At 50.6% G+C, this 14505-nt stretch carries 11 protein-coding genes; 6 read left to right on the forward strand and 5 right to left on the reverse strand.

What is annotated here, in order from left to right:
- Positions 1–50: 50 nt before the first annotated feature.
- From CBP31_RS04500 to CBP31_RS04520, 5 genes are all read right to left on the reverse strand, one after another.
- Complete coding sequence (locus CBP31_RS04500) at positions 51–545, reverse strand: CinA family protein (protein ID WP_087035064.1); 495 nt, start codon at positions 543–545, stop codon at positions 51–53.
- Between the two features lie 207 nt (positions 546–752).
- Entirely contained in the window at positions 753–1487 is a 735-nt protein-coding gene (locus CBP31_RS04505) for a sulfite exporter TauE/SafE family protein (protein WP_087035065.1), read from the reverse strand.
- A 228-nt stretch (positions 1488–1715) separates the two neighbouring features.
- Positions 1716–2465, reverse strand: coding sequence for a DUF3726 domain-containing protein (locus tag CBP31_RS04510; protein WP_087035066.1), 750 nt, complete (start codon positions 2463–2465; stop codon positions 1716–1718).
- Positions 2465–4111 (reverse strand): hypothetical protein, encoded by a 1647-nt coding sequence (locus CBP31_RS04515; protein WP_227875138.1) that lies wholly within the window; start codon positions 4109–4111, stop codon positions 2465–2467. Before CBP31_RS04515 ends, CBP31_RS04510 begins: the two co-directional genes overlap by 1 nt.
- A 763-nt stretch (positions 4112–4874) precedes the next feature.
- Positions 4875–5762, reverse strand: coding sequence for a LysR family transcriptional regulator (locus tag CBP31_RS04520; protein ID WP_087035067.1), 888 nt, complete (start codon positions 5760–5762; stop codon positions 4875–4877).
- Between the two features lie 94 nt (positions 5763–5856).
- On the opposite strand from CBP31_RS04520, the gene CBP31_RS04525 reads away from it, so the two are divergent.
- From CBP31_RS04525 to CBP31_RS04550, 6 genes are all read left to right on the forward strand, one after another.
- Positions 5857–7299, forward strand: coding sequence for an aldehyde dehydrogenase family protein (locus tag CBP31_RS04525; RefSeq protein WP_087035068.1), 1443 nt, complete (start codon positions 5857–5859; stop codon positions 7297–7299).
- A gap of 13 nt (positions 7300–7312) precedes the next feature.
- Positions 7313–8323, forward strand: a complete 1011-nt coding sequence (locus CBP31_RS04530; RefSeq protein ID WP_087035069.1) for a dipeptidase — start codon at positions 7313–7315, stop codon at positions 8321–8323.
- 51 nt (positions 8324–8374) lie between these two features.
- The gene (locus CBP31_RS04535; protein ID WP_087035070.1) at positions 8375–9949 is read left to right on the forward strand and encodes a BCCT family transporter; all 1575 of its coding nucleotides are present in this window, start codon (positions 8375–8377) and stop codon (positions 9947–9949) included.
- A gap of 82 nt (positions 9950–10031) precedes the next feature.
- The gene (locus tag CBP31_RS04540) at positions 10032–10406 is read left to right on the forward strand and encodes a RidA family protein (RefSeq protein WP_087035071.1); all 375 of its coding nucleotides are present in this window, start codon (positions 10032–10034) and stop codon (positions 10404–10406) included.
- A gap of 148 nt (positions 10407–10554) precedes the next feature.
- On the forward strand, positions 10555–12648 hold the full coding sequence (locus CBP31_RS04545; RefSeq protein WP_087035072.1) for an AAA family ATPase: 2094 nt from the start codon (positions 10555–10557) through the stop codon (positions 12646–12648).
- A 314-nt stretch (positions 12649–12962) separates the two neighbouring features.
- On the forward strand, positions 12963–14000 hold the full coding sequence (locus tag CBP31_RS04550) for a helix-turn-helix transcriptional regulator (protein ID WP_087035073.1): 1038 nt from the start codon (positions 12963–12965) through the stop codon (positions 13998–14000).
- Positions 14001–14505: the final 505 nt, after the last annotated feature.

A 14505-nucleotide genomic window follows, 5' to 3' on the forward strand; every position in this document is an offset into this window, starting at 1 on the left:
CACTCTCGATAAACACGGAATACTAAACAAGGAACGCTAGATTGTTGGCACTAGAGCAGTGCTAAACAATCTTGCAATGCCGCTACGACGGTTTGCTGGCGCACCGCGTGCCTGTCACCGGCCAACTGCAACAAGCGCGTATATAGCTTATCTTCATCTGCTAAGTAGCAAGCTAACCATACAGTGCCGACCGGCTTTTCTGGACTACCACCGCCAGGGCCCGCCACGCCACTCACCGCCACGCCCAAATTGTCACCATTTTGCGCACAAGCGCCTTTAGCCATGGCAATCACCACCGCCTTACTGACCGCGCCCTGGTGCTCAATCACTTTGGCATCCACGCCCAGCATCTCAGTTTTAGCGGCATTAGAATAGGTAACAAAACCCCGTTCAAACCACGCCGAGCTGCCGGCAATGTCGGTGATCGCACCAGCAATACCACCACCGGTACAAGACTCAGCAGTAGTAATAGTTAAACCCCGCGCCAATAAGGCATCGCCTAATGCTTGCGCCAGCTGCAGTGTATCTAGCTGTACTTGCTCCATAAATGCCTCCTTGTTTACAAGGCCTAGAGATTTCTTGCCACGGAAAAATAATATTGATAGTAATAGCTGAAACAGACCACGCCGATATTTACATATTGCACGAATGTAGAGGCCGCTTTAGCCGGCCGGTTTTGCAAAGCAAAACAAAAACCATCTCGATTTTAAACACGGCGCTGTTTAATGATCTCTCAGTGCCGCTGCGCTGCCTTAAGCCGCCAAGCCACCCAAGATGCCTTGTATCAAGACCACGATGGCAGAAATAGCAGACACCAATAAAATGGCGGGTCTGGCACTTTCCACGCTCACCACTCGCTCCAAATGGCGGGATAACCAAAAACCGATGATAACCCCCGGCAGCATTTTTACAATCAAGGAGAAGCCCAGCACGCTCGCCCCTCCTTGCCACCACAGCATCAGCAGTGAAAGAGGCGTGCCGACTAAAAAGAAAGCGGCAATTTCGTTACGCGCCGTAAGCCGCGCTTCATGTTGATACAAGAGCGCAATCGGCGGGCCGCCCACAGACGTAGCCGTGCCTAACACGCCGGATAAAAAGCCCGCCACCGTTAAACTTACACCATTGAGCGGCAGCGAATAACGACGCAGACTCAACCACACCGCCAATAATAAAGCCGAACCAAAAAATAGGCTGAGCTGCCACGACGCTATGCTCACCAATAACAGCGCCCCGCACCAAGAGCCCGGCAGGCGCGCCACAATTGCCGGCAATATGCGGCGAAAATTAAGACTGTGGCGCTGTTTAAACACCACCACCACAGATAATAACCACCCCAACATCAACACAGGTCCTGGCACATAGGCGGGATCAATCAAGTACAACAAGGGCGCGGCCAACAGGCCAAAACCAATGCCCACCCAGGCCTGCACTATGATGCTAATGGTGACGATTAATAGCGCCAGCAATTCTAATGATGAATACAGCACGCATTTATCCTGCCGTAAAAAATGCCATTCTAGCATGAAAGAAACAGCGCCGAGCGAACCCGTAGCTCGGGCCTCTTGAACGCTTAATTTTTTAATATGAATAAAAAAACCGAGCCACTGACATAGGTCAATGCTCGGTCTTAAATAAGGTAAATAGCTGAAACACCAAACGAACAAAAGCGGTGGCTGTCTTTAAGCTAAACGCTCAGCGCTGGATGCCGGCCGTTGCTATACACTGCCCGCCCCTTGGCGAGAGCGTTCACTGTTTTCGACTAAGATACCGGCACCTAGGCGATTAATATCATTCCATAACGCATCATCAATTTCGATGCCGTGGTCGATAATGTACTCCTTGTTATCGGCCAATTGCTCGGGGCTCATATAAAGCGCGTTTCGGTTACCCTTAGAGCTCTGTAACGATGCAGATAAGTCCACTCGCGAGCTGCACACTATGGTGAGCGCCTGAGTCTCATCCGGATTAGTCACCAAGCTGGTCGTCGCCTCACTGAAACTGGGATAGCGCTCTCCTGCTTTAATCCCCGCCGCATATTCTTTCACCGTCTTGCTGCCGTTTTGCCAATAGGCGGTCACACTAATGCCCCGTCTCCCGCAGTCGGTAAGCGCCTTAAGCGCAAACATACGGTTATGGCAGTTATGCACGGTAATAGTGGCAATACCGCTTTCTAAGGCTTTGGCGTGCGCCAAATCAATCGAGGAGGCAATGCAGTTAAGCGCGCTACGGCCATTGCTGTCGATAATGGCTGAAGTACTGTCTTCATACACCACAGTACTGAGCGGCTTATCAAAATCCAGACCAATATAAGGCAAGGCGCGCTTTAGCTCTGCCAGGCCGTTAAGGCCGTGTTTTTCTAGCCATAACACCATATTAGCTGCATCTTCATAGTTACCCACAAAGTAGCCTGAAGCCTCAAAACAACGGCGCAACGCCGCTTTTAGTTCGTTCATTGACACTTGCATCAGTCAATTCCTCCCACTACGGGCGCCAGCGGCATAAACCAATCATCGTTATAAACGTGGCCAATATCTTCTAGCAGCGGAGCACCTTGAAACATGGTGTTGCGTACCCACAACTTAGAGCGGGGATCGAACTTACTCACGCCAAAAAAGGATAATTTGCAGCGCAGCAGGTGCATGGGCAGTACATCTTTGGCCAACAGGTTGGCTTGAATATCACCGTACACACAGCGGTCCATACTTTGAATGCGCCGCACGATACCGCGCAGCTTGGGTCGCGCCACCATAAAGCGGGCAGTGGTGTGCTCTGGATGTTCTTTAATGTATTGGCACAACAACTGGTAGCACTTATATACCGCGTAGCCTACGCCCAGTGGCATTTGCTTTTCTCGCCCTTGATCCAGCGCGCACTCACCGAGGCGGGGCTCCATTTTATCTTCTGAGCGATACCAGAAAATATCTCGTGAACCGACGGCATTAAAGTCTATTTTCAATGCCCAGTCATAACGGCGCTCGATCACTTCTTTGAGCTTTTGCAGTGGCATCAAAGAGTCCAGATCAAGAAACTCTTCCACGCAGTAATAGTCATCCAAGCCATCCACCAGCTGCGGATAAAGCTCCAACAGTATCGACACCAGCAGCTCTTGCCCTTGCAGTGAGCAGTGCTGCTCGCTCCACGCCAAGAAGTCATTCCAGTCGTGCAACGAGGCACCCGCTTGCTCGCGCAACGCCGAGAGATCGTCAATTACCCGCACATTGTTATTGGTCTGCCAAGGATCTTCGGTGAAAGTCTCCGCCATGTGCTGAGCACTGCGCGCCAATAGCGCATCCAATTGCTGGCGTATGCGGTCGTCGATAAAGCCTAAGCTTCGCACCAAGGCCAGCGCCAGCTCGCGCATTTCTATCCATTGGTTAATGAGCATGGGGTGATTAATCAGATAGGGGGCCATGCCAAGACCGGTGGAGTTGCCGATACCGAAATAGCGCTTGATATGCGGCTGCATGGGATTATATTGCTGCGGATTACGTTGTTGGGCAATGTGCTCAACTTGTAACAAGCTGAAGTTTCTCAACATTAAGCAGGCAAACATTTCGGCGGCAAAAGGCCGGGCAAAGTCGGGATACCGAGTGCTGACTTTATCCCAGTCGGCCATGCCCAGCTTGCCACTGCCGTATACAGCTGTGGTGCGATACAAGTAACCCACCTTGGCGATTTTGGCTATATCGGGCTGCTCGCCCTTGCTTAATTGATCGACCACATAATCAAAGTTGCGCGCACTGCGATTAGCACGAGACAACACAAACACGCGCGCATCCACGCGGCCCGCTTCCTGCAACGGCACATTTTGGCGTAAAAAGGCTAAGTAATCGTCTTCTACGCGCCCTGCTACCAGTGCCATGGTGAGATCCCATTTACTGGCAACCACGCGGTCGTTGCGCTCTGCTGAGCTTAAGTAATCAGAGAAAATAACGAAGCTGAACAGCCCCTGCGCGGTGTTGATTTCATAAATAACGGTGCCGTAACCCTCGGCACACAGATCCAAGCGAGCAGTATTGATTTGCCAGCGCTCAAGCATGATGCGGCGCACTAAAATGCGCATAAAACTCAATCGGCTCTGGTGCATAGCGCCCAGTCGTTCCAAGTCCATTACTTGGTCAACGGGTCGCAGTGGCAGAGCGTTAGGCCCCGCAGGGAGGCTTTGATTGCTGCTAACCTCATCATGTTTCTACCCTCGATAATGACTAAATATCCTTATTGCGCTATTTACCGAGCTGTAGCCCAACATAACGCAGGGTCAGAAAGATCAAACATTATTCCGTTATTCATTGAATTAGGGATGCGACTTTCTACCTCATGGCTCACATCATGGTGCCTTTCAATAAAATCCAACAAGTTAAATGCTTATATCGTTTGATAAGAAAAGTTTATCAGAATGCCAGCAAAGCGTATTAATACTGATGGCAATCTAAATAACTGACTTTATGGTTAGAAAAATAATGAGCAAAATGAGAGGTCGCGCAGGTTTATTAACAAGCAGTGAAGGGTAAATAGTGAAAGGTGAAGAGGACGACATGAAACAAAGACCACACATAATCATCCGTATTTGAAGGATTGGTGTGTATAAGCTAGTCCCCTTTGCTCTTCACCCTTTACACTTCGCAAGTTTAAAGCAGATACCGGAGCAAGTCCGGCAAGACGGCAGAAGAGACAACACCCAAACCAGTCTGCATATTCAGTCTCAGTCCTTACCATTAAAGATCCCTTTCAGCTCTGATCACTATTTTCCCGTGCTTCTCATTAATAAAGAGGCGTGTTCTTCCGTGGCAAAAGGTGTTTAGTGTCGGTGTGATATTTCAAACCGTTCCGCCTTCGGCGAAATGCGAGAGCAAGCGTTCGCCTACAAACACCCCTCAGTCTTGGCTGGCCAGAATAAAATCGACCAGCGCCTGGGCGGGCGGGGTTAACGACTTATTATTCAGCCGAATTATACCGATGCGCCGCGTGATCACCGGCGTGTGCAACGGAATAAAAGTGAGCTTGGTATTATCTTTGGGAAAGGCATACCAAGGCAGCGTGGTGACGCCAAAGCCCGCCTCTAGCATGGCCACCAACGACATCATATTAGAGATATAATACTGAGAATGCGCCAATAGCGACTCGGCCTCACTGCCCTCAAGCAATCGAGAAGTACCATTACTGATTAACCGATATTCCCGCAATGCCTGCCAATGTAACTCGCTGTGGCTGGCCAACGGGTGATCGCTAGGGCACACCACCCCTAATCTGTCTTCCCACACCGGCGTAAAATGCTTTTCACTTTCTCTTTGCTCATCAAACAGGCTGGCAATACCAAAATCCACCTGCTGGTTTTCGACCATTTTCAACACTGCATCCGAGTTATCGTCAAACACACTCACGTGCAAATCGTTGCTACCGATGAAATTAAGCAACAATTCAGGCAAAAATCGACAGGCAATGGAGGGCACAGACGCCAAGCGCAAATGTCCGGTTTTATGCTCGGCCAGCAAGGTCATGTCTTCGGCAATGCGATCGTGATGGGCGAGCAACTCTTTTGCCTTTGGCAAAAAATGTTGTCCAAACGGCGTCAGCTCAGTTTTAGCGGCACGACTATTATGCTTTTCAAACAAGGCTTCGCTTAACTTATTTTCTAAGTCACGAATCGACAACGAAATAGCAGGCTGGGTGCGATGCGCCTTTTCTGCCGCTAAATGAAAGCCTTTTAGCTCGGCTACCCAAACAAAGTGACGCAGTTGAGCAATCTTGAATTCTGGCAGCACGATAAGAATTCCTTATCAGTTAATATTATTAATTAATTTTTATTATTAAAACACAGCTTCTATGATGATACCAATCAAGCAAAGGAGATCACTCATGTCTAATTCAGTATTTCGTAACTACATCGCCGGTGAATGGGTTGAAGGCCCAAGTGCTATTGCTAACATCAGCCCGTCTGATCTGAGCGATGTTATCGGTCATTACGCCCAAGCCGATGCCGCTCAGGCCAAAGCCGCCATCGCTGCCGCCGTTAACGGCCAGTTAGAATGGCAGAAAAGTGGCCTAGAGCAGCGCTACGCCGTACTGATGGCCATTGGTGACGAGCTTATCGCCCGTAAAGACGAGCTGGGTAGACTGCTGGCCCGTGAAGAAGGCAAAACCTTAGCCGAAGGCGCCGGTGAAGTGTATCGCTCTGGTCAGTTCTTTCATTACTACGCCGCCGAAGTGCTGCGCCAAATGGGTGAAACCGCAGACTCAGTCCGCCCAGGTGTAGACATTGAAACCCGCCGCGAGCCCGTGGGCGTGGTGGGAATTATCACACCGTGGAACTTCCCGACTGCCACCGGCGCGTGGAAAATTGCCCCAGCACTGGCCTTCGGTAATGCGGTGGTGTGGAAACCCGCCAACCAAGTGCCTGCTTCCGCTTGGGCATTGACCGAGATTATCTCGCGCCAGCAGCTACCCGCCGGCACGTTCAACCTAGTAATGGGCCCTGGCGCCGAAGTGGGAGATGTGTTAATCCACTCTCGTGACATTAATGCCCTGACCTTTACCGGTTCACTGGAAACTGGCCGCAAGGTGGCCGTGGCCACGGCCGGTAACTTAGTAAAATGCCAGCTGGAAATGGGCAGTAAAAACGCATTAGTGGTATTGGACGATGCGGACTTAGATAACGCCGTTGAGTGTGCGGTAGGTGGTGCTTACGGCGGCACCGGTCAGAAATGTACTGCTTCTTCTCGCCTGATTGTTACCGAAGGCATTCACGACCGCTTTGTGGCCGCCGTGATTGAGCGCATGAAAAAGCTAGTAGTCGGTAATCCGCTAAAAGAAGGCGTACACATTGGTGCCGTAGCCGATGCCCGCCAAATGGAATCTAACCTGAAATACCTGGAGCTGGCCAAAGCTGAAGGCGGCAACTTGGTATACGGCGGCGAGGTGATCACCGCAGAAACCGAAGGCTACTACATGCAGCCAGCGCTGTTTATCGACACCACCAACGACATGACCATTAACCGCGAAGAAGCCTTTGCGCCCATTGCCTGTGTAATCAAGGTCAAAGACTACGCTGAAGCGCTGGCCACCTTAAATGACACCAACTTTGGCTTAACCGGCGGCATTTGCACCGAATCATTAAAGTATGCCACCGACTTTAAACGCAACGCCAAAACTGGCTGCGTGATGGTGAACTTGCCCACTGCAGGCACCGATTACCATGTGCCATTTGGCGGGCGTAAAGACTCTAGCTTCGGCCCTCGTGAACAGGGTACTTATGCCAAAGAGTTTTACACCGTCGTCAAAACCACCTACATCCGCGCTTAACGGAGACAGGGCTATGAGCCGAACATTACATAACGACATGATAGTGATTGACGGGTTGCAGTATTCCAACTGGAGCCGAGAAATCTTCGAGCAACTGCACCAAGGCGGCGTGACCATGGTGCACGCCACCATCGTCTATCACGAACAGATCCGCGAAACCCTGATGCGCGTTGCCGAGTGGAACCGTCAGTTTGAACTACACGGCGACCTTATTATGCCGGTGCGCAGCAGTGATGATATTCGCCGCGCCAAGGCCGAAGGCAAAGTCGGCATTATGTTTGGGGCGCAAAACTGCTCCCCGATAGAAGACGATATTGGCATGGTGGAGGTCATGCGTGATCTCAATCTGATGATCATGCAGCTCACCTACAATAACCAGAGCTTACTGGCCTGCGGTTGCTACGAAGCGGTAGATAGCGGCGTCACGCGCTTTGGTCGCCAAGTGATCAAAGAAATGAATCGGGTGGGCATGGTTATCGACATGAGCCACAGCGCCGAGCGCAGCACGTTAGAGGCTATCGAAATTTCTGAGCGCCCTATCGTTATCTCGCACGCTAACCCGTTAAGCTTTCACGATGCTAAGCGCAACAAGTCAGATACTGTGCTGAAAGCACTGGCCGAATCCGGTGGTTTGTTAGGCTTTAGCGCCTATCCTTTCCACCTGAAAAATGGCCCCGATTGCACGCTGGACGAATACTGCGACATGATTGCCCGCACTGCAGATCTCATGGGCGTAGACCGCTTGGGCATCGGCACCGATTTATGCCAAAACCAGCCGCTGTCGGTGCTGGAATGGATGCGCAATGGTCGCTGGTCTAAGGCCATGGATTATGGCGAAGGCTCTAAGGCTAATGCCGATTGGCCACGACCATTATCTTGGTTTCGTGACAGCCGCGACTTCCCCAACCTCACCAAGGGCTTGTTAGCCCGAGGCTTTAGCCAACAAGACACGGCAAAAATAATGGGCCAAAACTGGCTGACCTTCCTAGATACCGCCCTGCAGCCACAAACTGCTGCTCAATAAGAATAACGGGGAGCCTAGCTCCCCGTGTAATGTTCCATAATGGAGGCGAACATGAGCAATAAAACAGAGGCGGAACTGGCCATGGATACCCATTCAACAAATAATACCCCCCAAAAAACCACTTTTTTTACCGGACTGGACTTACCGGTCTTTCTGCTCAGTGGCGGCGCCCTTATGCTGTTCGTCATCATGGCGCTCTACGACATTCAATTGGTATCGAGCTGGGTAGACAATGCCTTTGCCGTATCAACCAAACTGTTTGGCGCTTACTGGCAGGTATTACTGTTACTGACCTTTTTAATCGCGATAGCCATGGCAGTAGGCAAAGGCGGCAACGTGCGCCTAGGCGGATTAGCGGTGCCGGAGATGTCTACTTTTCAGTGGATGTCGATCATCATGTGTACCTTGCTGGCTGGCGGCGGTGTGTTTTGGGCCGCAGCAGAGCCACTGGCGCACTTTCTTTCTCCTCCCCCTTTGTATGCCGATGAAACCGATGGCATGAACAAGGCCATTAACGCGCTGGCACAAAGCTTTATGCACTGGGGATTTTTAGCCTGGGCTATTCTGGGCAGCTTAACCGGCATCGTCTTTACCCACTTACATTACGACAAAGGCTTGCCGCTTAAACCTCGCACCTTGTTATATCCGGTGTTTGGTGACTGGGTCATGAAAAGCTGGCTAGGCACCTTGGTCGATGCTTGCTGCGTATTAGCGGTAGTGGCGGGCACCGTAGGCCCCATCGGCTTCTTAGGCTTACAAATCAGCTTTGGCCTAGAAAAACTGTTTGGCATTCCCGATACCTATATGACTCAGGTGATGATCCTCGTCGGTTTGATTGCCATCTATACCTTATCTGCGGTGAGTGGCGTGAATCGCGGCATTAAGATACTCAGTAATTTAAACGTGGTGCTGGCCGCATTTTTAATGCTGTTTATTCTATTGTTTGGCCCTACAGCCTTTATCATTGATGCCTATATCGGTGCCTTTGGTGTGTATATCAGTGATTTCTTCCCGATGGCGACCTTTAGGGCCGATCCTGCCTGGTTAGATTGGTGGACGGTATTCTTCTGGGGTTGGTTTTTAGGCTATGGCCCGTTAATGGCGATGTTTGTGGCGCGTATTTCACGGGGGCGCACCGTGCGTCAGGTGATTTTATTAATCGCCATCGTCGCGCCTATCATCACCTGCTTCTGGTTCACCATCATGGGCGGCAGTGGTATTGCGTTCGAGTTAGCCAATCCGGGCAGTGTGTCTGAAGCCTTCTCGGGGTTTAACTTACCCGCCGCATTACTGGCCATCACCGAACAGCTGCCACTGGGCACCATCATCTCGGTGTTGTTTTTAATCCTCACAACCATCTTTGTTGCCACCACCGGTGACTCCATGACCTATGCGGTATCCATGGTTATGACCGGAACGGATCACCCTCATTCAGGAGTACGAGTGTTCTGGGGCGTGATGATGGGGGTAGTGGCGGCTATTTTAATTTCCATTGGCTCCGGAGGAATATCAGCGCTGCAATCCTTTATTGTGGTCACCGCAGTACCTGTCTCTTTTGTGTTGCTGCCCACGCTATGGACGGCACCGAAGATCATTAAGCAAATGGCGATTGAACAAAACTTGTAAGACGTACTCGTTAAGCGATTTTTAATCTAACTGAGCGGCACTAGCCGCTCTTTTTTTCTGTATTTACCAAAAGGAATACCTCATGAAAACAGCCGTGAAAACCGATCTGTTCGCCTCTAAGGCGCCGCTAGAATGGGCAGTGATGGCCAATGGTCAGTTTTATACCGCACAAATTCCCATTGATGCCGAAGGTAAGGTGGTTGCCGGCGGCATTGAAGCCCAAGCCCGCCAAACCATGGACAACTTTAAACACACCATAGAAGCGGCGGGCTTAACCATGGCGCACGTCACTCAGGTGCTGATCTACGTCACCGCCCGCGAGCAACTGCCGATATTCAACAAGGTGTATGCGGAATACTTTGACGCCCCCTACCCCAACCGTGCCGCCATGATAGTGGTGGGATTGGCCCGAGAAGAAATGCTCTGCGAGATCGTGGCTTACGCCGCACAAGGCTAGCTCAGGCCTAATTAAACCCAACTTAAAGGCCTAATTTAAGCCTAACTCAAGCTTAATTCTGCCTAATATTTGCTCTTACGGCCAAGAGCGACACCAACTGTCGCATCTACTTGTATGCTACAAGTTACCTTGGTTTTAGGAGCTTTTTATGTCTGCACTCAACCCGATTCCTGAATTTTTGCGTAAGAAAAGCCGGCCCAAGCACACCTCCGAGCCCTGCTATGCGCCGCTGCCCATGCTATGGGCGCTGCGTCTGTTGCTGCTCGGCGGGGGCGTAAAAATAGGCTTAAGCAAACGCCGCCATGACTTAGATGACTTTTTACAAACGCTGGCCCCCGAACAAGAGGCAAGTGAGCTCACTCCCACTGAGGTAATGTCGTTGTTAAGCGCCGCCTTGGGCAAGCTAGAGAGCACCCGCATTGATATTCCGGCGCCGCTCGACACTAACTTGCAGCAACTGGGCGTCAGCCTTGGCCTCAACGAGTTGCAGCAAGAAATAGTGGCATTTTTAGTCTTGATAGAACAAGACAATGTGCTCAGCCAAGCCATGGGCTTATTTTATTCCAATACGGTGGGTACCCAGCAATTGGTGAACCTATTAGCCATCGCATTAGTACAACCCCGCCGCCAAGTGAGCTTAGCGCTGGCCGCCAGCAGCCCCCTGCTCAGCTGTGGTTTAGTGGAAATCGCCTACCACGGCCAAGGTCTGGCACTAATGACCGGCTTAGAGGACGTACTGCTTTATGAGCAAGACGGACCTTTAAGCTTATTGCAGGCATTTTCTAACCACAATCTGCCCACCTTATTAACCCTCGACGACTTTGCACATTTACAGCCCTTTATTGACCAACTCACCCGCTACTTATCCCGCAATATTCAAAGACCGCACAGCGGCATGAACATATTGCTTTATGGCGCACCGGGCACCGGTAAAACCGAGCTAACGCGCGCGTTGGCGGCGCATTTAGGTTGCGTGTTACATGAAGTGAAATTTGCCAATCTGCAAGGTGAAGCGCTAAACGGCCGTGAGCGTTTCGCTCGCTACCAGCTCTGCCAACAAGTGCTGCGCACCAATGCGAATAGCCTAGTGCTGTTTGATGAAGTAGAGGATGTATTTAATGAGCGCATCAGCCAAGGCCAAAAGGCTTGGGTGAATCGACTACTCGAAGACAACCCCCGCCCCGCGTTTTGGCTAACCAATGATATTTCCGAGTTAGACGCTGCCTTTATTCGCCGTTTTGATTTGGTATTAGCCATGCCGGAGCTTACTGCCGAAGCGAGACTTAATATCGCCAAGCGCTTACTCAATAAACTCAATGTCAGCGAGCCTTGGTTACAACAACTGGCCAAGCAGCCCCATTTACAACCGGCTCACTTAGCGCGAGCCGCTAAAGTGGTGCAAAAACTGGGTTATCGCAAAGCAGAAAAAGTAGAGGCGGCCATGGAAGACTTATTAGCAAACTTATACCAAGCCTTGGGTTTTCATTGGCAGCGTTTAAGTCAGCCAAAAATACAGTCGTTATTTAATCCCGCGCTGTGTGCCAGTGATACGGCATTAGCGCCCATGATCAAGGGCTTAGCGCGCAGTGGCATGGGCCGTTTGTGCCTATATGGCCCACCGGGTACGGGTAAAACCGCCTTGGCTCGTCATTTGGCCGTGACTCTAGATAAACCGCTGCTTGCCAAAAAAGCCTCCGACTTATTAGATGCCTTTGTCGGCGGTACCGAGAAAAATCTGGCGGCTGCCTTTGATGAGGCCACCGAGAGCGGCGCTATTTTGTTAATCGACGAAGCAGACAGTTTATTGGCCACGCGTGCCGGTGCGGTGCGTAATTGGGAAGTAAGCCAAGTGAATGAGTTATTGGTTCAAATGGAGCAATATAACGGTATTCTGGTGATGGCTACTAACTTTATGAGCCATTTAGACGCGGCCGCCTTACGGCGCTTTGATTTTAAAATTCGTTTTAATTACTTTAGTCCTGAGCAAGCATGGATGTATTTTAATACCCAGCTTGGACTGGCGGTAGGAACTGATTTTTATGAGCAAGAAGTGGCACATTTATATTCGGCATTATGCAAACTCAGTCAATTAACGCCCGGGGATTTTGCCGCCGTAGCCCGACGCCATCAAGTGATGGGTGAGAAGATCAGCCCAGAGAGCTTACTGGCAGGCTTGCAGCAAGAGCACAGCCTAAAAACCGCCGACCAAAGTAAGCCCATTGGCTTTATGGCCAATCAGTAATAAAGAATTCAAAAAACCTAAAATTATTTAGCCACGGAAGAACACAGAAAAATAAAGATCAGATCTGGAAGAAAATTTTATAATAAAAGCTGAGGTTAGGCACCGTAGAAGCCGCTTTAGCTGGCTGATGCCGCGCAGCGGTATTATAAATATTCAAACTACGCCATATTTATAAATAAACGTCCACATTCAATATGCCGTAGCTGTTATATTTTAGTTTTGTTACACAAAACCGGCCAGCTTAAGCGGCCTCTACGAGGATGTTTTCTTACAGTTCGGCGCTTACTTTACACCTCCCTCCACCAAGGAACACCATGGCAACGCAACACGACACGCTTATTCGATATATCACTATGTTACAGCTGATCCCACGGGCACCGCAGTTTAAGGCCACCACCACACTGCGCGACTTGCTGGCCGATCGCGGCTTTCACGTTGATCTGCGATCCATTCAGCGGGATCTCGATAAGATGTCGTTGCACTTTCCGCTGCTGTGCAACAAAAACGAGCGCCCTTATCGCTGGTCATTTGATCCCAGTTACAAGAGTAATTTGCCAGCGCTCGACACCGCCACCGCGCTAACTTTAGTGCTGGCAGAAGAATATTTAAAAAGCCTATTGCCGCAAATTGCCATCGACCGCCTCAGCCCGCAGTTTGATGGCGCACGAAAGTTTCTCGATGGTCTACATGAAAACGGTTACGCCAGCTGGTCTCGCCAAGTGCGCGCCATTCCTAATGGTAAAGCCTTATTACCCGCCGCCATCTTGCCGCACATTTGGCAAGGTGTCAGCGACGCGCTATTAGAGCGCCAAACCATAGCGGTGCAGTATTTAAGTCGCCAGCAAGGCGAGGTGCGAGCCTTTACCCTGCATCCACAGGGGCTGGTAGTACGCCATAGTGTCAGCTATTTATTGGCCACCGTGAATGACTATGAAGATATTCGCCAATTTGCCCTGCATCGTATTCAAGAGCTAAAACCTAGCCCCGCCGCCTATCGCAGCCACCCCGACTTTAGTGTTGAGGCTTACATCGCCAAAGGCGCTTTCGGTTATCCGCTAGGCCAACAACACGTCGAATTAGTCGCCAAAATAGACAAGGCCATGGCCTGGTTATTAGCAGAAACGCCCATCAGTCAGCAACAACACTTATCTGCAGCTGACGAGCAAGGTTGGATAACCCTCACCGCCACCGTACCGAACGATCAACAAACCCAATGGTGGATAATGGGCTTCGGCGCCCGCATCCAAGTACTCGCACCCAGCAGCTGGCGTGAGGCCATTATCGAACAAGCGCAGAAGATGATGGAGCAGTATGGGGCAGCGCCAAGCGTCCTGCACCAAGCGCCGAGCTAGACCCAAAACGCTGCTCATCTTTAAGCCGTCATCCTGACGAAAGTCAGGATCTCGTTCTTAGCCAAGGGATTAAACCCTTTTTGCAACGGAACCCACAGAATCCACGGAAAAATAAAGATCAGTTCTGAAAGAGATCTTATTGGTACCTGATTACCCACAAAGCTCAGCCATGTTTCAGAGAATCCAGCACCAATTAATTCAATAGGTTACAGGTAGGCACCGCCTCTTCGGTGAAGAATATGAGGCTCAATTTGGTATTTTGACCTTGTAGGGGCCCGTCTCTTCGGCGAAGAGGACTTCGGCCCGGTCTGGTGTTTTGGTTTAAATCTAAACATCAGTAACAGCCAGCAGAGCTGGCCTGCCGAAGTCCTCTTTATTAAAGAGACGGGGCAGCTACAAAGAACAAACCGAAACAGGGTGCGTTATGGCTGAGGTTCATACGCAATCAGGTATTGGTTATAACCCGTTCCGCCTTCGGCGAAATGCGAGAACAAGTGTTCGCCTA

Origin of the sequence: Oceanisphaera profunda (assembly GCF_002157895.1) — a bacterium.
GTDB classification, from domain to species: domain Bacteria; phylum Pseudomonadota; class Gammaproteobacteria; order Enterobacterales; family Aeromonadaceae; genus Oceanimonas; species Oceanimonas profunda.